The following is a 22,731-nucleotide window of genomic DNA, read 5'->3' on the forward strand; positions in this document are numbered from 1 at the left end:
TGCCGCCAGCGTTCAATCTGAGCCATGATCAAACTCTTCAATTTAAGATTTTGTCGGCTCAATGAATACTGAACATTACATAAGTAATGTTTGAATTGACTGTGCTGAATCTTTCGATTCAATGGTCACTTCGTTTCATTGAAACCTAATTTGATACCGAAGTATCTAATTGGATTATCATCAACGAGTGCCCACACAGATTGATAGGTTCTTATTTTTAAAGAGCTTTTCTAACATTTTCAGCAACTTAGTTGCTTGTCGTTAGGGGTGCGTATCTTACTTCACACCGTGAGAGAGTCAAGCATTTTTTTCAAATTCTTTTTTCTCTCTTCCCGACTCGCTGTGTGACTTTCGTCTCACTCCGTGTCGGTGGATGCGCAGTATAGGGGGTTGAGAAATTAGCACAAGCGTTTTTTGCAAAAAAACTTTCAACCGAACAAATAACGAGCATTCCGCATAGATACTCAACGATCTTGTCTAATATTTCGGGTTGCAGAGGATCTTTTCATGATGAAACACCTGACTTCTGCATTAAAAGATCGCCGATTTCTTTGTGATTTCGGTTGCTGATCTTATCTCTCTTGGTTCTTTTTTCTCTTTCTACCTATATAAAAGATGAAAAAAAGAGCAGAACGATGACGAACTGCTCTTTTGGTCTTTGCTTTTTATTTGGGGTACTTCAGGTGAAGTCTTGGAAAAGTGTTTCTTCTATATATAGAAGAAAAGATCAGAGCATCCTTGCCCTCCTCTTTACGACAGATTAGTTAGGGGTATATCTAAATGTCGTTATTGTTCGATGACGCATTGAGCTCGTAAGAGTGGAGCATGCTTGCATTCCCAATGGCGTCATCTTCGAGAGGAACTTAGTTCTTCAATACTTTTACGGTGTAGCTACCATCTTTTTGTTGGTATAGACCGTGGATGTCGGTTTCGAAACCTGGGTAATGCGCACCGATCTCACAAAGCATCTCTAGGAAGTCCAGCACAGGGCGAGACTCTTGAGTCACCATTTCACCAGGAAGTACTAGTGGCACACCTGGAGGGTAAGGAAGGATCATGTTCGCACTTACGCGGCCAACCATTTCTTCCAGTTTGATTTCTTCTACGTTACCGCGAAGCTCTTCTTGCCATGCTGCGTGTGGTGTTACTTTCATTTCTGGAAGTACATCGAACGCTTTGTACATTAGCTCTGGTAGGTTGTATTTCTTAGTTAGGTCATGAATTGCTTGTGCTAGTTCTTGAACACGCATGCCTTCATAGAAGCTTGGGTCTTCGTTGTATAGCGAAGGTAGGAAGCTCTTGATGGTTAGGTTCAAGTCGTAGCCACGTTTAAATTCAGTTAGACCGCGTAGCAATTGCATTGCTTTTGATTTGTCGATACCGATTGAGAATAGGAACAACAAGTTGTATGGACCTGTTTTCTCTACCACGATGCCGCGCTCGTCTAGGAATTTAGCCACCAGCGAAGCAGGAATACCTGATTCTTCTAGTTCGCCTTCTTTATTCATCCCAGGAGTCAGTAGCGTTACTTTGATTGGATCAAGATACATGTGGTTGTCATCCATGTTCTTGAAGCCGTGCCATGTGTCGCTAGGGTCTAGTTTCCAACATTCTGTGGTATCGATGTTTTCTGGTTGCCATACATCGAAGAACCAACTGTCGCTTTCTGCTTCTAGACGTTTGATCTCTTTACGGAAGCGGATTGCGCGATCGATAGAGTCTTGCATCAACTTCTTACCAGTGTTGCCGCGCATCATTGCCGCTGCAGTTTCAGTAGAAGCAACAATGCCGTACTGAGGTGAAGTTGAAGTGTGCATCATGAATGCTTCGTTGAAAGATTCTTTATCAAAGTCACCTTTCACGTGAATCATTGAAGCTTGTGAGAACGCTGCCAACAGTTTGTGTGTTGATTGTGTTTCGTAGAACACTTTGCCTGGCATCGCTTCACCACTCATACCACATTTACCTTCGTAAATTGGGTTGAAGTTAGTGTAAGGCACCCAAGCACTGTCGAAGTGGATGTGTTTACAATCTAGCGACTCTTTGATGAATTGCGTGTTGTACAACAGGCCATCGTAAGTTGAGTTAGTCACTACTGCGTAAGTTGGTGCTGTTGCACCTGGTGTTTTCGCCACTTTCTCTGCAATGACATCGCGGCTGAATTCACTTTGTGGAATACCACCAAGGATGCCGTATGCGTTACGAGTTGGGCGGAAGTAGATTGGTGTCACGTCGCTCATCATCATTAGGTGAGTCAGAGATTTGTGACAGTTACGGTCAATCAGTACTGTGCTGCCAGCAGGTGCTGAGTACATACCAACGATTTTGTTCGATGTAGATGTACCGTTCGTTACGATGTAAGAGCTGTCTGCATTGAATGTACGTGCAATGTATTCTTCTGCATCTTTATGTGGACCTGAGTGGTCTAGTAGAGAACCTAGCTCAGGCATTGAGATTGATACGTCCGCTTTGAATGTGTTTGGACCGTAAAAATCGTAGAAGATGCTACCAGCAGGGCTTTTCTGGAATGCAGTACCGCCCATGTGACCTGGAGTGCAGAAGGTGTATTTACCTTCTTCTACGTATTTGAATAACGCTTTAGTGAATGGAGGCATGATGGCATCTTTGTATGCCTCAGTCGCTTGGTTGATTTTGATAGCGATGTCGTCAGCCATACCTAAAGCGTACTCGAAGAAGCTCACGTTTAGACGTAGGTCTGTTAGTGAAATGTCTAGAGTAGACTGTTCGTTAGCAAATGCGTGAACAGGCAGTTTTTCGTTGATTTGGCTGATACGTTCACATAGCTCTAGTGAGTATTTATCCCAGTCGAACAACACACCGCAAATGCGAGGGTTCATCTCAATCATTTTGATCAAGTCTTTATCATCTACTGGGTAAACCACTTCGTAGCCCGCTTTCTCAAGAGCAGCGTGAAGTTGACGAACTGGCTCTTCTTTAAAGAACACACCCATGTGGTTCAAGATAGCGAATATATTCATTTGGACATCTCCAAGGCGAATGAGGGCGCTCTTTGCCATTTACAGGCAATGAGTAAGGTGAGCGCCGCGTGAATTTGGGTTTTATGGGCTGGCACCGTAGTGCCAGCGTTTTGGGGATTAGTTGCTTGCTTGGGCAGGTATGTCGTCAGCGTGCATTTTCACGTACTGAGCAAGACCTGCTTTTTTGCTGTAGAACATCAAGATAACAAGAGACACGATGAAGGTTGCTGTTAGCGTACCGCCCTCTGCACCTGCTAGTGCGATGAAGCAGAACAGACAAGCCACACCAGAGAACAGCATTACGAAGCCGTTGCGTGTTGTCATACCTTCGAAGCGAATCAAGTTAATGCTTGAGTAGAAGTAAGGCAGCATAGTTAGTAGAACTGCGTCAGTTGTTAGCTGGTTGAATAGGTCTGATGCGTGTGCTGTTTTAGAGCTGAAGAACATCAGTACAACCATCAGCGCAGTCATCTTGATTGACGCAAGGATTAGACCTTTCTTAGGCACACCGTTTTTGTCAGTTTCGCCGTAGACTTTCGGGAAGTTGCCATCGCTCGCGGCACGTTTACCAGCCTCGCCCACCAGCATCATCCAAGAACCTAGCGAAGTGAAACATGCTAGTGCTGTGAATGCTGATACGAATGGTGCTGTCCAGCTACCGAATAGCTCAGTGGTTGCTAGTGCAAATGGCGCACCTGATGCCGCAACTTCTGACGCTGGGAACATGCCGCTGATCATTTGAGTTGATAGGATGTAAATCACACCTGCGATACCAGTACCTAACATAGTTGCTAGTGGTACAGTCCGTTTAGGGTTTTCTACCATACCAGTCGATACCGCTGCTGATTCCACACCTACGAATGACCATAGACAGATAAGAACCGCAGTCACAATCGCATGGCTATCAGTACCCGCAGATACGTTCCAGTTTTGGCTGTAAAGCGCAGTGTCGAAGTGTGTCCAACCAAATGCAGCTGTACCAACAACTGGGATAAGGATAAGAACTAAACCAAGCGTACATAGACGGCTTACCCAGCTACCACCAAGTAGGTTGACGAAAGTGAAGATCCATACCGATGCAATCGTCGCAATACCTGCTGGGATTGGGTTATTAAGCACAGGGAAGAATACTGAAAGGTAAGAAACACCTGTAATGGCAATAGCCAGGTTACCGATCCAGTTCGCGTGGTAATAAAGAACGCCCGTTTGGAAACCAAATACCGGAGACACTTCGCCAGCATAAGCGATAGGACCACCTTCTTGTGGGTTTTTGGTTGCCAGACGAGCGTAAACGAACGCCAGACTCAGTGCACCGACCAAACAGATCAGCCAACTGAAGATTGAAACAGAGCCTACAGAGGCAAGACTAGAAGGTAATAGTGCAATACCACTACCCATCATGTTACCGGCTACGACACCCGTACAGGCAATAAGGCCGATTTTTTTCGCATTCGATGACATAACATCTCCAAATCTATTCTACTCGAGTCAACATGACTCAAACTGAATGGTTATTAGCGAGATGCTATGAGGAAGAACCTGCTCGACCTCGCTAAATTTCGAAGTGAAGACTACGCCCAAAAACTGGGAAAAAAATAAACTTGGGGTTATCAATAAAATGATTAGTTAATCAACATCAAGTTGAGGTAAACATGATAAACACAAAAATATAAAACCATATTATTCATTTAGTTATAAGAAAAACATCAAACCTTCTACCGATAGATAAACTCTCATTAACTCGTTGGTCATCGCGATAAAAGTTATCAACCTCTATCAACTTCCCCATCCCGAAGGGTTAATTCCCTGAAGTGTTGATTCCATAAATCTCTCCCTGATCGCGCTTTTTGACCCACATCAATATTCATCTCTCCTGCAAGAAAGCATCAGAATCATTCTCGCCACATAACTCATCCAGACACTTCATACAATCAATAGAGATAGAGATAGAGATAGAGATAGAGATAGAGATAGAGATAGAGATAGAGATAGAGATAGAGATAGAGAAGCAAAGCGGGTATGTATTCCCGTTGCAAGCTTGCGTTGTTAGCTCCTTCGTAAGTCATTGCCCCACCGCCTCACCCTTTTCACTTTTCGACAGCGACAAAAAAGCCCCTCACCGAAATGAGGGGCTAGCATTAGACTGACGTTGAGTCCGAGAGAATTAAAGCATTCGAACGACAGAAGGGTGAACGGCGCGATACATGGCGTAATCAATCGCCTTCATGTTACTTGGGAAGACCAAGTTTTCGCACAGCAGGTACGTCTCAACCGACGTATCAATATAGAAAGCTTCACTGTAAGACTCACTGGCTAAATCCAGATCACCATCCAATTCGGCGTGCTTACCGCGAATCACATAGGAAAGCACTGAATCACGTAACCTCAATGCCTGTCCGAGATGCCGCTTGGCTAACGCCATGTCACCAATGATGGTTTCGTGCAGTGCTAAAGCTTCATAAATTCGCGGTTGAATTGGCCCCACCATCATTTTCACATTAGTCTCTAGTGCTTCACTGAGCTGCTGCATTCGCCCTTTCTTCAACTCCTGTGAGAAATCAAGTGCCTTTTGTACATGGTAAGCAATCAACAACTCAGCTTGAACGTAAGCATTATCCGGCTCGATTTCTAAAATGTTTTCCATCAAGTCGATACCTTGGCGGAATTGTTTAGTATCAGAGACATTAAGGTAATGGTTAGCCTGAACAAACAACTCCAACGCGTCGGGATTCATTGGCATTCCCGCCACCAGCATCGTAGATTTCAATTTGGCATCCGATACTTTCAGCACTTGCATCAAATCCAACGATGCTTGTTGAAGCACTGTCTTTAAATGACTACTGGTTAACGCGTATTGACGACTAAACAACACTTTTTCAGATGAGTTATTGCGATATTCCACCTCTAAAAAGCTGCCACCGTCATTCTCACGAACTCTCACCACAACCGATTTACCAGGCACAATGCCAGAAGTAAACGACGCCTTCTTTAGCATGACTCGGTAATCACTGACTTGAGCAATGTCGGACATCAACTTTTGGGCGAATCCGTCTGCCAAATCGTAGCTTAATCCTTCATTCGTAAAATTATCTTGAAACTTGAACTCAATCAGATGGGTATCGATGGCTTGGGTAATACGCACTTCCGATTGCTTGTAGGTAAACACGCCCATCACTACGACCAACATACTGATCCAGATGAAGTTCATAATTCCCAATCGCCAAGGACTGATTTTGTTTTTGCTCTGAGGTGCTTTTTTCTCTTTTGACATCTCGCAGACCGCGCGAGTTAGAGGACCGGCAGGAAAGGTAACGGCTGGTGCTATAGGTAGACAATCCTCTTCCGATTCTTCAACCGAAGGTGGGATCTCTTCATTTTGCCGACTTGTGACAAACTCTTCATGCGTCATAGTAACCACGTTCGCTACCAGCTTATAGCCACGCTTGGGCACCGTGATAACGTAGTTGGTATTTTCCTCTCGACCGTCACGTAGTAGCTTACGCAACTCAAAGATGGATTGAGTCACCACTTGATCGGTCACAATCGCTCCAGCCCAAACGTACTGAATCAATTCCTCGCGGTTGAACACCTCATTCGCATGCTCCGCTAAGAAGTGCAAAAGATTAATTAAGCGTGGCTCAACAGTAACTTCCCTATCTTGTCGATACAGCTTATTTTCATCAACGCTCAAAACCCAGTCATTGATTTGAAAATAGACTCCAACCATGTATGAAAACTCTCGTATCTACAGACAGCGTTACGCTAGGAATCAGACAATGGTCGATTCCTACAAGTAACTAAAGGCAAGATTATAGGTGGGAAAGCAGCGTGTACCTAGAAAAGCAAGTCGCCAAAAATGCAAACTTAAGTTAAGTGATGCAAGAATGAGACTACTCAAGTGCTGCGAGGATAGAGCAATGTGTGGCGTCATCGTCTGTATGACCACAACAAGCATCATTAATCTTCTTTAACGCTCGGCGAATTTTCGTCAGCTCGTTAATTTTCCCATCAATCAGCTCTAACTTAGCAGAAGTAATGGCTTTTACCTCTGCACAGCTGTGTTCTGTCGCTTCTAACTTAATTTCTAACAGGTCTTTAATTTCATCCAGACTCAAGCCAAGATCTTTACCTTTGAGGATAAAGTGCACCTGCTTTTGATTCTCTTCATCATACAAGCGGTAGCCTGATTCGCTTCGCCCTGCGGGTTTTATTAGCGCGTTTTTCTCGTAGAAACGCAATGTATCGGCAGTCACACCACAACGTTTTGCCAGTTCACCTATCTGAAACATAACTTTCCCTATTAACTATCTCGTTACTTTTAAAGCTAAAGAACGACTTTTTTGCAATTATTTTTGAGATGCCAAACGATTGCGCGAGCTTTTTTGTAATAAATTGGTTAGAATACGCGCCATCAAATGTGGAGACTGTTTTCTAACCAGAAAACACCCTGCAAAGGTCTTTACCAAAACTGGCCAATATTTTACCCCAAGAGGTAAAAACAAGTTCATTTTTGGCAAACATCTTTAACTCCGTGAATTTGAGGAAAATGGAAGCATGAATAACGCTCGTCCTATTCGCCGTGCGCTTATCAGCGTATCAGACAAAACAGGTATTGTTGAGTTTGCGCAAGCTCTTGCTGAGCGCGGTGTCGATATCCTATCTACTGGTGGTACAGCTCGCCTACTTGCCGAACAAGGCATCGCCGTAACCGAAGTCTCTGACTACACTGGTTTCCCAGAAATGATGGACGGCCGCGTTAAAACGCTTCACCCAAAAGTTCACGGTGGTGTGCTTGGTCGTCGTGGCCAAGATGATGACGTGATGGAAAAGCACGGCATCAACCCTATCGATATGGTTGTCGTTAACCTATACCCATTCGCAGAAACCGTTGCTAAAGAAGGCTGTACGCTTGCTGATGCGGTTGAGAACATCGACATCGGTGGTCCAACAATGGTTCGCTCTGCAGCGAAAAACCACAAAGACGTGACTATCGTTGTGAACGCTCACGACTACAACCGCGTTATCGCTGAAATGGACGCGAACGAGAAATCTCTAACACTAGAAACTCGTTTCGACCTAGCTATCGCAGCATTCGAGCACACAGCATCTTACGACGGCATGATCGCAAACTACTTCGGCACTATGGTTCCATCTTACGGTGAGAACAAAGACGGTGATGAAGAGAGCAAATTCCCTCGTACGTTCAACCAACAGTTCGAGAAGAAGCAAGACATGCGCTACGGTGAGAACAGCCACCAAGCAGCCGCATTCTACGTTGAAGCAAACCCACAAGAAGCATCCGTTTCTACTGCTCGCCAAATCCAAGGTAAAGCCCTTTCTTACAACAACATCGCAGACACGGACGCCGCACTTGAGTGTGTGAAAGAGTTCAACGAGCCAGCATGTGTAATCGTAAAACACGCAAACCCATGCGGTGTTGCTCTAGGTAAAGACATCCTAGAAGCGTACAACCGTGCTTACCAAACTGACCCAACATCTGCATTCGGCGGCATCATTGCATTCAACCAAGAGCTAGATGCTGAAACAGCAACCGCTATTGTTGAACGTCAATTCGTTGAAGTGATCATCGCACCTTCTGTTTCTGCTGAAGCGATTGAAGTGGTTGCAGCGAAGAAGAACGTGCGTCTACTTGAATGTGGCGAATGGACAACGAAGACAACTGGCTTTGACGTGAAACGCGTCAACGGTGGTCTACTGGTTCAAGACCGAGACCAAGGTATGGTGAGCCTAGACGATCTAAAAGTGGTTTCTAAGCGCCAGCCAACAGAAGAAGAGCTGAAAGATGCACTGTTCTGCTGGAAAGTAGCGAAATACGTGAAATCTAACGCAATCGTTTACTCGAAAGGCGACATGACTATCGGTGTAGGTGCTGGCCAAATGAGCCGCGTTTACTCTGCGAAAATCGCAGGCATCAAAGCTGCAGACGAAGGTCTACAGGTTGAAGGTTGTGTAATGGCATCAGATGCATTCTTCCCATTCCGTGACGGTATCGACGCGGCTGCAGAAGCAGGCATCAAGTGTGTTATCCAACCAGGTGGTTCTATGCGTGATGACGAAGTTATCGCAGCGGCAGACGAACACGGCATGGCGATGATCTTTACGGGTATGCGTCACTTCCGCCACTAATTTCCTCTTCGTATTTGGCACTGTGGCGTCGTTAGCTGCTTTCGCCCACCCCGGTCACATAGCTGGCTATGCTCCCGGGGATGGGCTCAATTGTTGCCTAGCCACATCACCAACTACTTTGAGTAAACAGTATTTATAAGATTAGGGATTTTCATATGCGAGTTTTAATCATTGGTTCAGGCGGTCGTGAACATGCGCTAGGCTGGAAAGCAGCGCAAAACCCAAATGTTGAGACTATCTTCGTTGCACCAGGCAACGCAGGTACAGCACTAGAGCCAAAACTAGAGAACGTAAACATCGATGTAGAAGACATCGCTGGCCTTGTTGCTTTCGCCAAAGAGAAGGCGATTGAACTGACTATCGTTGGCCCAGAAGCACCATTGGTTATTGGTGTGGTTGATGCGTTCCGCGAAGCGGGCTTACCAATCTTTGGTCCTACCCAAGCCGCAGCGCAACTTGAAGGCTCTAAAGCGTTTACTAAAGACTTCCTTGCTCGTCACCAAATCCCAACGGGTGCCTACGCGAATTTCACTGAAATCGAGCCTGCACTGGCTTACGTGCGTGAGCAAGGTGCGCCGATTGTGGTGAAAGCCGACGGCCTTGCGGCTGGTAAAGGCGTGATTGTGGCAATGACGCTAGAAGAAGCCGAAGACGCAATCAAAGACATGCTAGCTGGTAACGCATTTGGTGATGCTGGTAGCCGTGTCGTTATCGAAGAGTTCCTAGATGGTGAAGAAGCAAGCTTCATCGTGATGGTGGATGGTGAGAACGTTCTGCCAATGGCCACCAGCCAAGATCACAAACGCGTAGGTGACAAAGATACAGGTCCTAACACTGGTGGCATGGGCGCGTACTCGCCAGCTCTAGTGGTAACACAGGAAATCCACAACCGCATCATGGAAGAAGTGATTTACCCAACAGTACGTGGCATGGCCGCTGAAGGTAACCCTTACACTGGTTTCCTATACGCGGGTCTTATGATCGACAAAGACGGCACTCCGAAAGTAATCGAGTACAACTGCCGCTTCGGTGATCCAGAGACACAACCTATCATGATGCGCATGGAATCGGATCTTGTTGATCTGTGCCTAGCGGCAATCGACGAGAAACTGGATCAAGCGGAATCGAAGTGGGATCCACGAGCATCGATTGGTATCGTGTTAGCAGCCGGTGGTTACCCAGCTGCATACAACAAAGGCGACGTAATTTCGGGTCTGCCACAAGTTGAAATTGAAGGCGAAAAAGTCTTCCATGCAGGTACAGATAACAAAGATGGCGACATCGTGACAAACGGTGGTCGCGTTCTTTGTGCAACCGCACTTGGCAACAGCGTATCAGAAGCGCAGCAGCGTGCTTACGAGCTTGCAAAACAGATCAGTTGGGATGGCATGTTCCATCGCAACGATATCGGCTACCGTGCAATTGCACGTGAGCAAGACAAATAAAAACAACATAAGTTGGCTAAAAAACAAAAGGCGCACTCAGCGCCTTTTTTTATTGTTCTTGTTCGACAGAATTCGAAGCAATGTTTATTCAGAGATCAACTTTGGCCGAGAAACACAATCAAAGTCATCGTCATTGAGCATCAACAGTTCATCGACCATTGCTTTGTTTCGTGACTGCTTGCCGACAAAAGCCACATAACTGTCTACCGATGAGAGACGCTCGATAATAAATTTTGGCAGCGTCTGATTAAACTCGAGTGTCGAGAACACCTTACCTTTGCAGGTTTCAAACGATTGACCATTCCAATAACCTTGAATAAGGCTCTGATTGTTACGAGACTGCGCCTTAACCGATGCCACTACGTCATTCGCTTCTGCTTTGTAGCGCTCTAATTGGTCATGCTGGAGTGGTAAGACTTTAAGGTTAACACGATATTGTTGGTAAACCGCTTCGCCATCTTTATTGAAACGGATGTGGATTTGAAAAGGCACCAACTCTTGTTTGGTATCAACTTGCTCGCCTTTTCGAATCAACTCTCGCAACTCACCTTCATCCCAGCGATAATCACTCTTGAACCAACCATTGTCCCCCATAGTCACATAATCAGCCGCCGTACTCACACGAGTGAGTTTCTCTGTCATCCAGTACAAGCTGCTAGCATCTCCCGCAACTTTACCACCAGAAAAATGCGTGAATTGTTCTAAATTAGGAGTTTCAACCGATGAACAGCCAAAAAGGGTAAGGCTAGATAGGAGAAGTGAAGTGAGTAGATGTTTTTTCATGAAATTGCACCGAGGCAGGATACCTCGGTGCATTCTAACTTAGTTTACTGATTCTTTCAGCGCTTTACCTGCTACGAATGCTGGTACGTTAGCTGCTGCGATTTGAATCTCGTCACCAGTCTTAGGGTTACGACCAGTACGTGCAGCGCGGTGGTTTACTTTGAATGTACCAAAACCAATTAGTTGAACTTGGTCACCCTCTTTAAGTGCGCCAGTTACACCATCAAGAGTCGCTTCAAGAGCAGCTTTTGCTTGTGCTTTTGATAGGTCTGCTTTCTCTGCGATAAAGTCGATTAATTGGGTCTTGTTCATTAGGTTTCCCTTCTCATAGGTTATCGAATTCGTCTCACTCTAAAACATAAATGCCCCATCTGGCAAAGGTTTGTAAGCGATCTTTCGATTTTCTGACGTACTTTTAGCCATAATATGAGTAATAACTCACAATTTGTTACCACATACCCCCTGAAAACCCTTGCTTTCCAAGGTATTTGGACCAATTTATAAGTCACTTTTGCGGTTATAATAGCTGCAAATAACCACTATCAAACTACATTCAAGGGCAACTATGCTGCTGTTATCCATTTATATCTCTATTGCAATCGGCATTTCGTTTATCTGTTCGGTGCTGGAGGCGGTACTGCTGAGTATCAGTCCGAGCTACATTGCGCAGCTCAATCAACAGGGGCATCCCGCAGCTGGGCAATTGGCTAAGCTGAAATCAGATATCGACCGACCACTGGCATCTATTCTGACTTTAAACACCATCGCTCACACTATCGGCGCTGCCACTGCTGGTGCACAAGCTGCGGTTGTATTTGGTAGCGAAGCATTAGGTATCTTTTCGGCAGTGCTGACATTGGCGATCTTAGTGCTTTCAGAAATCGTACCGAAGACGATTGGCGCGACCTACTGGCGCCAGTTGGCACCCACTGCCGCGGTCGCATTGCGTTGGATGGTATGGGCGCTTACACCCTTTGTTTGGTTCTCAGAGCAAATCACCAAGCGTCTTGCTCGTAACCACGAAGCTCCGAAGATGCGTGATGAGCTGTCTGCAATGGCGATTCTGGCACGTGAAAGCGGTGAATTTGCCGAGGGTGAATCAAAAATCTTAAGCAACTTGCTTGGCATCCAAGATGTACCCGTAACGCAGGTTATGACGCCACGACCAGTAGTATTCCGTGTCGATGCCACAATGACCATCAATGAGTTCCTAGAAAAACACAAAGATACGCCTTTCTCACGCCCATTGGTTTACAGCGAACAGAAAGATAACATCATTGGTTTTGTGCATCGCCTTGAGTTGTTCAAACTACAACAATCAGGTTGTGGACAGAAACAGTTGGGAGCAATCATGCGCCCAATTCAAGTGGTGCTAAACAATACCACTTTACCTAAAGTATTCGACCAGATGATGACTCATCGCTTACAGCTGGCACTTGTTGTTGATGAATACGGTACCGTGCTAGGTTTGGTAACGTTGGAAGATATTTTTGAACACCTCGTAGGCGAGGAGATCATCGACGAAGCAGATAAAAGCACTGACATGCAGGAGCTGGCTTACCAACGCTGGGAAAGCTGGAAAGAAATGCACGGCGTAATCGAAAGCCGCGATGACGATGAAGAAGAAGATAATGAGCCGGAGAAGCAGGATAAAGAGCCAGAAGCTCAAGAGCCACCGAAACCCGACTCGAAAGAATCGTAATCAGCATTAGGTATAACAGCTTAAACGCACAAACAAAAAAGGCATCCAGTTAGGATGCCTTTTTCTATTTATTCAACGATTAAAGTGCAATACCGATGTTGCTCACACCTTCTTCACGTAGCTCTTCACGCAAATCTTTAATCAAGCTGATGTCACGTTCTACCGCTTCACGCAGCGGACGGAAGATAGCCCACTGGACGTCCCACTCTTCACATACGGCTTCGTTTTCTTTCTGGTTGTCGTTAGTGATTGGCTCTGCGCCTTGTGCTTGCTCTAGATCAGCAACGGTTTGTACCGACTGTTGACTCACTTTAAGCATTGAATCGAAAAGGTAGTCGCGGTCCAATAGACCATGCAGTAACGTAGACAAACCCTGACACGCGTCCATCGCTGGGTAAACGCCGTAAAAATCGAACTCATCCGCACTTGGGAACAACTCTTCTAACTTCTCCAATTGACGTTCGAAGTTAATTTTCGCGTTCTTAACTGTCAAAATTTCCCATACACTATCAAGAATCGCTCGGTAAGCACGCGGGTCAGCAAATTCTGTATTCTCACAAAACATCGCATAGTTTGGATACATGCGTTCACACAGACACGCCATAAAGGTAATTTGTTGCCAAGGTTCTAGTTTTTCTAAACGAACCTGAAGAGGATTCTTAAGCATAGTCACTCAATCATTGAAGAAAAAAACAGCGAAAGTGTACTTGATTCATCACAGGGAAAAAAGTTAATGCCGCATTCAAATCAGATTTTCCTGCTCTCAGAGCATCGCGACACCTACAAAACGTTACTGGCAGAGAAAAATCTGCCCGATCTTTGCCTCACCGACCAACCAGAAGCCGCTCAGATCGTACTAGCGGATCCACCCTTACTATCACAAAGCTTAGACGAGTTTTCACAGCTTGAATGGGTACAATCCACGTTTGCTGGTGTCAACGCCTTAACATCCCCTAGCCTTCGTCAGGACTATACTCTAACTAACGTTCGAGGCATCTTTGGTCCACTGATTGCTGAATATGTTTTGGGTTACAGTATTGCCCATTACCGCCACTTTGCCCGATACCACCAGCAGCAACAAAACAAACAATGGCAGCCTCACCTGTACACGTCATTAAAAAGTAAAACCATGGTAATTCTTGGTACCGGTAGCATTGGGGGCTATCTGGGCAACGCCGCTAAAGCAATGGGGATAAAAACTATCGGTATTAACCGCACAGGTATCCCTACTCCAGGCGGCGAGTTTCATCAGACCTTTCATATCAATGAACTAAGTAAGGCATTTGAGCAAGCCGACATCGTTGTGAATACTCTACCAAGTACACCTGAGACGCGACAGTTACTTAATCGTCAAACGCTCAGCCAACTAAATCAGGCGTTATTGTTTAACGTAGGTCGTGGCGACGTACTGGATGAGGCAGGGTTGCTCTTCGCTCTGAAAAACCGTTGGGTAGAACACGCCTTCTTAGATGTGTTTGATCAAGAACCGTTGTCGGTAGAGCATCCATTTTGGAAACTACCGCAAGTCACCATCACTCCACACATTGCTGCGCTGAGTTTTCCCGAGCAAGTCATCGAGATTTTTGCTGACAACTATCTACGCTGGCGCGATGGGTTTTCATTAAATTATCAAGTGGATTTCGAAAAGGGTTACTAAGAATGTCGTTAGACGAGCTATTGCAGCAAGTGAGGGCCTGCCAGATCTGCGCGGATAACTTACCTTTGGGTGCAAACCCTGTCGTGCAAGCAGCAAAAGGGGCACGCATCCTAATCATCGGTCAGGCCCCTGGCACACGTGTACACAAAACCTCGATACCTTGGAATGACCCAAGTGGTGATCGATTACGCCAATGGCTCGATATCGACAAAGACGTTTTCTACGACCCAAATAAAATTGCCATTGTCCCAATGGGATTCTGTTATCCAGGCAAAGGGAACTCTGGTGATTTACCGCCTCGTAAAGAATGTGCGCCCACTTGGCATAAAAAGATTCTTGAGCAGCTGCCCAATATAGAGCTCACTCTACTAATTGGTCAGTACTCGCAGCAGTACTATCTCACCAACAAACCAAAGACGCTCACGCAAACCGTTCAGCAATGGCAAGATTGGGAACCGGACTTTATCCCGCTCCCTCACCCATCTCCGCGCAATACATTGTGGTTAAAGAAGAATCCTTGGTTTGAATCTGACGTCGTACCATACCTTAAAAAACGCGTTCACTCGATGCTTTAGGTTACCCATGATCTAATTGCTTGTTTATCTGTACAAGAAAATTAGAACATAAAACCAGAAATTATAAGTATTTGTTTATATTAAATTTTAATGTCTAATGTACAGCTAGAGTAGTAATTAGATCATAGTAGGCCAAATACTACTAGAGCTGTACAGCCTTGAGTCTCAGATAGAAAAAATGAATTTTAGGCAAAAAAATACCGGCACTGAATGCCGGCATTTGATTTCAAAAGATCTAACTTACTTGTGGTATGGCTTAGATAGCTCGTGTACCGCTTCCACAAATACGCCCGCGTTTTCTGGCGGCACATCCAAATGGATACCGTGACCTAGGTTGAACACATGACCAGTACCTGCATCACCAAAACCTTCTAGAATACCCGCGACTTCTTCACGGATACGCTCTGGTGAAGCGTAAAGCATTGATGGGTCCATGTTACCTTGCAGCGCCACTTTATCACCGATACGTGCTTTCGCGTCTGCAATGTTGATTGTCCAGTCTAGACCAACCGCATCACAGCCCGTTGCTGCGATTTGCTCAAGCCACATGCCGCCATTCTTAGTAAATAGTGTGACTGGCACGCGACGACCGTCGTTTTCACGAATCAGACCATCTACAATCTTGTGCATGTATTGCAGTGAGAACAGATTGTAATCACGAGGCGTTAGTACGCCACCCCATGTGTCAAATACCATTACCGATTGCGCACCCGCTTTAATTTGCGCGTTTAAGTACTCGATAACGCTGTCTGCCAGCTTATCTAGAAGTAGGTGCAGAGTTTGTGGTTCCGCGTACATCATCTTCTTGATCTTGGTAAACGCTTTAGAGCTACCACCTTCGATCATATACGTCGCAAGAGTCCAAGGACTACCAGAAAAACCAATCAGCGGCACTTCACCCTTCAGGTCTTTACGGATCTGGCGTACTGCGTTCATTACGTATTGCAGTTCACCTTCAGGATCTGGCAAACCAATTTTTTCCACGTCGGCTTTGCATGTAATTGGGTTATCAAAAACAGGTCCTTCACCCGCAGCAAAACGTAAACCAAGCCCCATTGCATCTGGAATCGTTAAGATGTCCGAGAATAAGATCGCGGCATCAAGAGGAAAACGGCGTAATGGTTGAAGTGTCACTTCGGATGCTAATTCTGCATTTCGACACAAAGACATGAAATCACCCGCTTCTGCACGAGTCGCTTTGTATTCTGGTAGGTAACGACCTGCCTGGCGCATCATCCATACTGGCGTGTAATCTACCGGCTCTTTTAAAAGCGCACGCAGATAACGATCATTTTTTAATTCAGTCATTCCGTAATTCCAACTGTTAGGCTTTCTGTGAAAGGGGGTATTCTATCACTGATTTAAGTCCAATAGCTGTGTGCTTTGCAACCTGGATCAAGTTATTAACTTTTAAATCAATGCTTAATTTGCACCCAATCGGTATCAGTGTTAAAAATTTGTTCGCTAGCGAAAACTACAATTATAAACTGAGTACTTAGTACTCAGCATCTCATAACGACATCTTACTTACCCCCTCCCTCTCGGAGGGTTTTTTTTATCTATTTATCAGATAATTAGTGTCTATATCTTTCAGCGTCTGCTCGATAAGTGCTCTTGCAATCGTTCCTTTAGGCGCAACAGGCGGCATCTCGTCGATACCAAACCATTGTGCATCAGACAGCTCAGTGTAGTCTGGACTTAACTCTCCCGATTCATAGTCAGCTAAAAACCCCATCATCATACTGGATGGGAAAGCCCAAGGCTGGCTGCCAAAGTAACGAATATTTTTAACGAGAATTCCCGTTTCTTCATGAATTTCTCGAGCCACACACTCTTCTAATGTCTCACCGACTTCTAAGAAGCCAGCAATAACCGTATACATACCATTTCGATGCCTTGGATGTTGGGCTAATAAAATCTGATTTTCTTTACGTACAGCAACGATAATACACGGAAATATTCTAGGATAATGAAGGGTGCGACATTCACCACACTGCATGGCTAACTGGTTATTATTAAGAAAGTTTCTTCCTCCACACTGTGGGCAAAAGCGCAAACTTTGCGTCATGTGCCCATATTGCACAGCTTTACTTAACAACATAAATAATGGCTCAGGAAAATGCAGGCAGTCACGCAGGGATACTAAAGGTAGATCATGCTCTAAATCGGCCAAGTTAAGCCACATGACGGGCGAACCAGAATACTCACCAATGGGTCTTGCACTCGTTACTGGCAGTGATAACTGCTCTGCAGACCCGAAGGGCACAGCACCATCCACCAGCCAAATTTCACTTCCTGCAACAACACACCAGTATGCATTTATCGCGCGGTTAACATCACCTTTTCTTAACATTACACCATCCCTTTGCTTGAAGTTCGTTCATTTTACTGGCAATCTAATTTCATACTAGAGTTTATCGTTAAGTAAATGTGCACTCTAAATTCTAGTAAGGACAAGAGTTTGTAATAACTTTACTAACTTTGCTTTGCAAAGGATACGTTCGCCGATGGGCGATCAGATCATGAGGGCATGGTCATGCTAAGAAAATTCAAACAAACACAAGACCAGTGGGGTGGCTCAAGTGATGTCATTGATCACTGGTTAGAGACACGACAATCCCTGATTGTTGAATATTGTAAGCTTGCAGCGCTGCAACCTTGTTCGAAAACCAATGTTATTGAACTCCCATCTCCTTCCGAACTGCAGGATTTCTGTCAGCACCTCGTTGATTACATCTCCGAAGGCCACTTTAAAATTTATGACATGGTTATGGACCGTTGGAAAGCAACCGGCTTTGTCGTGACTAATGAGATCAATCAAACCTATGGTCAAATTGTTCTAACGACTGAACCATTATTGAACTTTAACGATAAGTACTCAGAAGTGACTGAAGATGATGAATTAAATGATTTCGATTCTGATATGTGTCTCATTGGGGAAATTCTTGAGACTCGCTTTGAAGTCGAGGACTATCTGATACAGCAAATCGCAGAAAGCCTGTCTATGCCACCTGGAGCTTAGTATTTGCAAACATTCAGAAATAGAGTGAGAGAAAAGACTGACGATCATCGTCGGTCTTTTTTGTTTCTAGCTTTATCGAAAATCCCACCGGAAGAACAAAGCAGTATAAAAAAACTAAAAAGGCACCCGAAGGTGCCTTTTTCTTAAGCTTTTAACGATTACTCGTTATATGACTTACTCTTCAGAAGAGAAACCAGCGTTTAGAAGTGCCGCTAGGTTATCCGTTGCTTGCTCAGCAGAAGGACCATCTTGCGCTTCAGAACGTTTAGCTTGACGCTCTTGGTGGTATGCGAAACCAGTACCAGCTGGGATCAGACGACCAACAATTACGTTCTCTTTCAGACCACGTAGGTCATCACGCTTACCAGAAACCGCAGCTTCTGTTAGTACGCGAGTTGTCTCCTGGAACGATGCCGCAGAGATGAACGACTCAGTCGCTAGAGATGCTTTAGTAATACCTAGTAGTTCACGTTCGAAACGTGCAGGCTCTTTGCCTTCAGCTTCTAGGTTACGGTTAGCAATCTTAACTTGTGAGTACTCAATCTGTTCACCAGGTAGGAACTCAGAGTCACCAGAGTGGGTAATAGTACACTTACGTAGCATCTGACGAACGATAGTTTCAATGTGCTTATCGTTAATCTTAACGCCTTGTAGACGGTAAACTTCCTGTACTTCGTTAGCAATGTACTGCGTTACCGCGTGTACGCCACGTAGACGTAGGATGTCATGTGGAGACTCTGGACCATCTGCGATCACATCACCACGTTCAACTTTTTCACCTTCGAATACGTTCAACTGACGATGCTTAGGAATCATCTCTTCGTAAGCTTCACCGCTTTCACGTGTGATCACTAGGCGACGTTTACCTTTCGTCTCTTTACCAAAGCTCACAGTACCTGTGTGCTCAGCAAGGATTGCAGGCTCTTTCGGCTTACGTGCTTCAAATAGGTCAGCAACTCGTGGAAGACCACCGGTGATATCTTTGTTACCGCCAGACTTCTGAGGAATACGTGCTAGTGTCGCACCAACACCTACTGCTGCGCCATCTTCGATGTTCACAATCGCTTTACCAGGTAGGAAGTAGTGAGCTGGCATATCAGTACCAGGGATCATTACATCGTTACCTTGCTCGTCAACAAGTTTGATAGCTGGACGCATATCTTTACCTGCTGAAGGGCGAGCTGCTGGGTCAGTTACTTCGCTTGAAGATAGACCAGTTAGGTCATCAGTTTGACGAGATACTGTTACGCCGTCGATCATATCTACGAACTGGATGCGACCTGCTACCTCGGTAATGATAGGTAGTGTGTGCGCTTCCCAGTTTGCAACTGTTTCGCCAGCTTGAACTGTATCACCATCGCCTTTGCTTAGTAGCGTACCGTAAGGCAGTTTGTGTTTCTCTTTAGTACGACCAAACTCATCAACGATAGTTAACTCTGTCGCACGAGAAGTGATAACGATCTTACCGTCATCAGCCAATACAGATTTAGCGTTGTGTAGCTTGATAGAACCGTTGTTCTTAACTTGAACACTGTTCTCTGCCGCTGCTGTCGATGCCGCACCACCGATGTGGAACGTACGCATCGTTAGCTGTGTACCTGGCTCACCGATAGACTGAGCAGCAATAACACCCACTGCTTCACCTTGGTTCACTAGGTGACCACGTGCTAGGTCACGACCGTAACATTGTGCACAACAACCGAAGTCAGAATCACACGTTACTACAGAGCGCACTTTCATGCTGTCTACTGAGTTCTCTTCCATGATTTGACACCACTTCTCATCGATCAGGGTGTTACGTGGAATAAGAACGTCTTCAGTGCCAGGTTTTAGTACGTCTTCAGCAACAACACGACCAAGAGCAAGCTCAGAAAGTGCAACTTTAACATCACCACCCTCGATGTGAGGCATCATGTCGACACCTTCGTGAGTGCCACAGTCATGTTCAGTTACAACAACGTCTTGAGCAACGTCTACTAGACGACGAGTTAGGTAACCCGAGTTCGCTGTTTTCAGTGCCGTATCCGCAAGACCCTTACGAGCACCGTGCGTTGAGATAAAGTACTGAAGTACGTTTAGACCTTCTTTAAAGTTCGCTGTGATCGGCGTTTCGATGATTGAACCATCTGGACGCGCCATCAGACCACGCATACCCGCAAGCTGACGAATCTGTGCTGCAGAACCACGAGCGCCCGAGTCCGCCATCATATAGATGCTGTTGAATGACTCTTGCTGTTCCTCTTCACCGTCACGGTTAACTACCGTTTCAGATGAAAGGTTTTCCATCATTGCTTTCGCAACACGGTCGTTGGTCGATGCCCAGATATCGATAACTTTGTTGTAGCGTTCGCCCGCAGTAACAAGACCTGATTGGTACTGTTCCTGGATTTCACGTACTTCTTCTTCCGCTTCTGCGATTTCAGTGTACTTAGCTGCTGGTACAACCATATCGTCGATACCAACAGATACACCAGAAAGTGCCGCGTATGCGAAACCTGTGTACATGATTTGGTCAGCGAAGATTACTGTGTCTTTCAGACCTAGTTTACGGTACGCCTCGTTAAGTAGGTTAGAGATTTGCTTCTTACCTAGCTTTTGGTTAACGATGCTGTACGGTAGACCAGCTGGCACGATTTGCCATAGCATTGCACGACCAACAGTGGTGTCTACCATCTTGGTTTCTGTAGTGCTGTTGCCGTCTTCGTCTACAACAGTTTCTGTAATACGTACTTTAACGCGTGCGTGAAGCTCAGCTTGTTTAGTGCGGTATGCTTTCTCAGCCTCTTCTGGGCCAGAAAGGTACATGCCTTCACCTTTCACGTTGATCTTTTCACGAGTCATGTAGTACAGACCCAATACAACGTCCTGAGAAGGTACGATGATCGGATCACCTGACGCTGGTGACAGAATGTTGTTTGTCGACATCATCAGAGTACGAGCTTCAAGCTGTGCCTCTAGAGTTAGAGGTACGTGAACCGCCATTTGGTCACCATCGAAGTCCGCGTTGTACGCCGCACATACAAGTGGGTGTAGCTGAATCGCTTTACCTTCGATCAGTACTGGTTCGAACGCCTGGATACCTAGACGGTGAAGTGTAGGTGCACGGTTCAATAGTACTGGGTGTTCACGGATTACTTCGTCTAGGATATCCCAAACGACCGCTTCTTCACGCTCTACCATTTTCTTAGCAGCTTTGATTGTAGTCGCAAGACCACGAGTCTCTAGCTTGCTGTAGATGAATGGTTTGAATAGCTCAAGTGCCATCTTCTTAGGAAGACCACACTGGTGTAGACGAAGGTATGGACCTACTGTGATTACAGAACGGCCAGAGTAGTCTACACGTTTACCTAGAAGGTTCTGACGGAAGCGACCTTGTTTACCCTTGATCATATCAGCAAGAGATTTCAGAGGACGCTTGTTAGAACCTGTGATCGCACGACCACGACGACCGTTATCTAGTAGCGCATCAACAGACTCTTGCAGCATACGTTTTTCGTTACGTACGATGATGTCCGGAGCAGCTAGCTCTAGAAGACGCTTCAAACGGTTGTTACGGTTGATCACACGACGGTATAGATCGTTAAGATCAGAAGTCGCAAAGCGACCGCCATCTAGAGGTACTAGAGGACGTAGATCTGGCGGAAGTACTGGAAGTACAGTTAGGATCATCCACTCTGGGTTGTTACCCGATGCGATGAACGCTTCTACCAGCTTAAGACGCTTAGTTACTTTCTTACGCTTAGTTTCAGAGTTTGTTGTCTCTAACTCTTCACGCATTTGTTCTGCTTCAGCGTGCATATCCATAGAACCTAGTAGGTCCTTGATAGCTTCCGCACCCATCTTAGCAGTGAACTCATCGCCCCACTCTTCTAGACGATCTAGATACTCTTCTTCAGTAAGCATCTGACCTTTTTCTAGATCAGTCATACCAGGCTCTGTTACTACGTACATTTCGAAGTACAGAACGCGTTCGATATCACGTAGAGGGATATCCATTAGTAGACCGATACGAGACGGTAGCGATTTTAGGAACCAGATGTGAGCTACTGGTGAAGCCAGTTCAATGTGGCCCATACGGTCACGACGAACTTTAGTTTGTGTAACTTCTACACCACACTTCTCACAGATAACACCACGGTGCTTCAGGCGCTTGTACTTACCACAAAGACATTCGTAGTCTTTAACTGGACCAAAGATACGCGCACAGAACAGACCATCGCGTTCAGGTTTGAACGTACGATAGTTGATCGTTTCAGGTTTTTTAACTTCACCGAAAGACCATGAACGGATCATGTCTGGTGAAGATAGACCGATTTTGATTGCATCAAATTCTTCGGTCTTATGCTGTGCTTTTAGAAAGTTTAATAAGTCTTTCACAATCAGCTCCTGTAAGGAGTTAAA

16 protein-coding genes are annotated in these 22,731 nt (G+C 45.4%); 6 read left to right on the top strand and 10 right to left on the bottom strand.

Annotation, left to right across the window (positions count from 1 at the left end; all coding sequences use genetic code 11):
* Positions 1–863: 863 nt before the first annotated feature.
* The 4 genes from R7Q09_RS23135 to zntR all read right to left on the bottom strand — a co-directional run bounded on the left by R7Q09_RS23135 (position 864) and on the right by zntR (position 7,288).
* Positions 864–2,999 carry a lysine decarboxylase CadA gene (locus tag R7Q09_RS23135; protein WP_005451159.1) on the bottom strand — a complete coding sequence of 712 codons (2,136 nt, stop codon included), beginning with the start codon at positions 2,997–2,999 and terminating at the stop codon, positions 864–866.
* 117 nt (positions 3,000–3,116) lie between these two features.
* On the bottom strand, positions 3,117–4,460 hold the full coding sequence (cadB, locus tag R7Q09_RS23140) for a cadaverine/lysine antiporter (protein ID WP_213904162.1): 1,344 nt from the start codon (positions 4,458–4,460) through the stop codon (positions 3,117–3,119).
* 703 nt (positions 4,461–5,163) lie between these two features.
* On the bottom strand, positions 5,164–6,726 hold the full coding sequence (cadC, locus tag R7Q09_RS23145; protein WP_005382530.1) for a lysine decarboxylation/transport transcriptional activator CadC: 1,563 nt from the start codon (positions 6,724–6,726) through the stop codon (positions 5,164–5,166).
* 163 nt (positions 6,727–6,889) lie between these two features.
* Positions 6,890–7,288: a Zn(2+)-responsive transcriptional regulator gene (gene zntR, locus R7Q09_RS23150; RefSeq protein WP_005382529.1), complete on the bottom strand. Its 399-nt coding sequence runs from the start codon at positions 7,286–7,288 to the stop codon at positions 6,890–6,892.
* Between the two features lie 265 nt (positions 7,289–7,553).
* On the opposite strand from zntR, the gene purH reads away from it, so the two are divergent.
* Both purH and purD read left to right on the top strand, forming a co-directional pair.
* Positions 7,554–9,146: a bifunctional phosphoribosylaminoimidazolecarboxamide formyltransferase/IMP cyclohydrolase gene (purH, locus tag R7Q09_RS23155; RefSeq protein ID WP_213963121.1), complete on the top strand. Its 1,593-nt coding sequence runs from the start codon at positions 7,554–7,556 to the stop codon at positions 9,144–9,146.
* Positions 9,147–9,301: 155 nt separating this feature from the next.
* Positions 9,302–10,591, top strand: a complete 1,290-nt coding sequence (purD, locus tag R7Q09_RS23160) for a phosphoribosylamine--glycine ligase (RefSeq protein WP_213877951.1) — start codon at positions 9,302–9,304, stop codon at positions 10,589–10,591.
* Positions 10,592–10,675: 84 nt separating this feature from the next.
* Here purD and R7Q09_RS23165 read toward each other — a convergent pair whose 3' ends face one another.
* Together R7Q09_RS23165 and hupA are read right to left on the bottom strand one after the other, a co-directional pair.
* A complete protein-coding gene (locus R7Q09_RS23165) occupies positions 10,676–11,374 on the bottom strand; it encodes a DUF1481 domain-containing protein (protein WP_213872162.1) in 699 nt (232 codons plus the stop codon).
* 39 nt (positions 11,375–11,413) lie between these two features.
* Positions 11,414–11,686: a nucleoid-associated protein HU-alpha gene (hupA, locus tag R7Q09_RS23170; protein ID WP_005382524.1), complete on the bottom strand. Its 273-nt coding sequence runs from the start codon at positions 11,684–11,686 to the stop codon at positions 11,414–11,416.
* A 253-nt stretch (positions 11,687–11,939) separates the two neighbouring features.
* Here hupA and R7Q09_RS23175 point away from each other — a divergent pair, with 253 nt between their 5' ends.
* Positions 11,940–13,076 carry a hemolysin family protein gene (locus R7Q09_RS23175; RefSeq protein WP_213877947.1) on the top strand — a complete coding sequence of 379 codons (1,137 nt, stop codon included), beginning with the start codon at positions 11,940–11,942 and terminating at the stop codon, positions 13,074–13,076.
* A gap of 79 nt (positions 13,077–13,155) precedes the next feature.
* Here R7Q09_RS23175 and R7Q09_RS23180 read toward each other — a convergent pair whose 3' ends face one another.
* The gene (locus R7Q09_RS23180) at positions 13,156–13,743 is read right to left on the bottom strand and encodes a YjaG family protein (RefSeq protein WP_005382520.1); all 588 of its coding nucleotides are present in this window, start codon (positions 13,741–13,743) and stop codon (positions 13,156–13,158) included.
* A gap of 66 nt (positions 13,744–13,809) precedes the next feature.
* Here R7Q09_RS23180 and R7Q09_RS23185 point away from each other — a divergent pair, with 66 nt between their 5' ends.
* Both R7Q09_RS23185 and R7Q09_RS23190 read left to right on the top strand, forming a co-directional pair.
* Complete coding sequence (locus tag R7Q09_RS23185; RefSeq protein ID WP_005384694.1) at positions 13,810–14,733, top strand: D-2-hydroxyacid dehydrogenase; 924 nt, start codon at positions 13,810–13,812, stop codon at positions 14,731–14,733.
* A gap of 2 nt (positions 14,734–14,735) precedes the next feature.
* Positions 14,736–15,308, top strand: coding sequence for a uracil-DNA glycosylase family protein (locus R7Q09_RS23190; protein WP_005382518.1), 573 nt, complete (start codon positions 14,736–14,738; stop codon positions 15,306–15,308).
* Positions 15,309–15,548: 240 nt separating this feature from the next.
* On the opposite strand, the gene hemE is transcribed toward R7Q09_RS23190, so the two are convergent.
* Together hemE and nudC are read right to left on the bottom strand one after the other, a co-directional pair.
* Positions 15,549–16,616 (bottom strand): uroporphyrinogen decarboxylase, encoded by a 1,068-nt coding sequence (gene hemE, locus R7Q09_RS23195; protein ID WP_005384692.1) that lies wholly within the window; start codon positions 16,614–16,616, stop codon positions 15,549–15,551.
* Between the two features lie 247 nt (positions 16,617–16,863).
* Positions 16,864–17,661, bottom strand: coding sequence for an NAD(+) diphosphatase (gene nudC, locus R7Q09_RS23200; RefSeq protein WP_054575543.1), 798 nt, complete (start codon positions 17,659–17,661; stop codon positions 16,864–16,866).
* Between the two features lie 177 nt (positions 17,662–17,838).
* On the opposite strand from nudC, the gene R7Q09_RS23205 reads away from it, so the two are divergent.
* Entirely contained in the window at positions 17,839–18,330 is a 492-nt protein-coding gene (locus tag R7Q09_RS23205; protein ID WP_005382515.1) for an Rsd/AlgQ family anti-sigma factor, read from the top strand.
* Positions 18,331–18,504: 174 nt separating this feature from the next.
* Here R7Q09_RS23205 and rpoC read toward each other — a convergent pair whose 3' ends face one another.
* Complete coding sequence (gene rpoC / locus R7Q09_RS23210; RefSeq protein WP_005382514.1) at positions 18,505–22,707, bottom strand: DNA-directed RNA polymerase subunit beta'; 4,203 nt, start codon at positions 22,705–22,707, stop codon at positions 18,505–18,507.
* Positions 22,708–22,731 lie beyond the last annotated feature (24 nt).

The sequence above is a fragment of the Vibrio sp. 2130-1 genome (assembly GCF_033339515.1).

Bases quoted from the DNA above. Each gene is read 5' to 3' on its own strand.
- R7Q09_RS23135 (WP_005451159.1), bottom strand. From the start codon at position 2,999: ATGAATATATTCGCTATCTTGAACCACATGGGTGTGTTCTTTAAAGAA.
- cadB (WP_213904162.1), bottom strand. From the start codon at position 4,460: ATGTCATCGAATGCGAAAAAAATCGGCCTTATTGCCTGTACGGGTGTC.
- cadC (WP_005382530.1), bottom strand. From the start codon at position 6,726: ATGGTTGGAGTCTATTTTCAAATCAATGACTGGGTTTTGAGCGTTGAT.
- zntR (WP_005382529.1), bottom strand. From the start codon at position 7,288: ATGTTTCAGATAGGTGAACTGGCAAAACGTTGTGGTGTGACTGCCGAT.
- purH (WP_213963121.1), top strand. From the start codon at position 7,554: ATGAATAACGCTCGTCCTATTCGCCGTGCGCTTATCAGCGTATCAGAC.
- purD (WP_213877951.1), top strand. From the start codon at position 9,302: ATGCGAGTTTTAATCATTGGTTCAGGCGGTCGTGAACATGCGCTAGGC.
- R7Q09_RS23165 (WP_213872162.1), bottom strand. From the start codon at position 11,374: ATGAAAAAACATCTACTCACTTCACTTCTCCTATCTAGCCTTACCCTT.
- hupA (WP_005382524.1), bottom strand. From the start codon at position 11,686: ATGAACAAGACCCAATTAATCGACTTTATCGCAGAGAAAGCAGACCTA.
- R7Q09_RS23175 (WP_213877947.1), top strand. From the start codon at position 11,940: ATGCTGCTGTTATCCATTTATATCTCTATTGCAATCGGCATTTCGTTT.
- R7Q09_RS23180 (WP_005382520.1), bottom strand. From the start codon at position 13,743: ATGCTTAAGAATCCTCTTCAGGTTCGTTTAGAAAAACTAGAACCTTGG.
- R7Q09_RS23185 (WP_005384694.1), top strand. From the start codon at position 13,810: ATGCCGCATTCAAATCAGATTTTCCTGCTCTCAGAGCATCGCGACACC.
- R7Q09_RS23190 (WP_005382518.1), top strand. From the start codon at position 14,736: ATGTCGTTAGACGAGCTATTGCAGCAAGTGAGGGCCTGCCAGATCTGC.
- hemE (WP_005384692.1), bottom strand. From the start codon at position 16,616: ATGACTGAATTAAAAAATGATCGTTATCTGCGTGCGCTTTTAAAAGAG.
- nudC (WP_054575543.1), bottom strand. From the start codon at position 17,661: ATGTTAAGAAAAGGTGATGTTAACCGCGCGATAAATGCATACTGGTGT.
- R7Q09_RS23205 (WP_005382515.1), top strand. From the start codon at position 17,839: ATGGTCATGCTAAGAAAATTCAAACAAACACAAGACCAGTGGGGTGGC.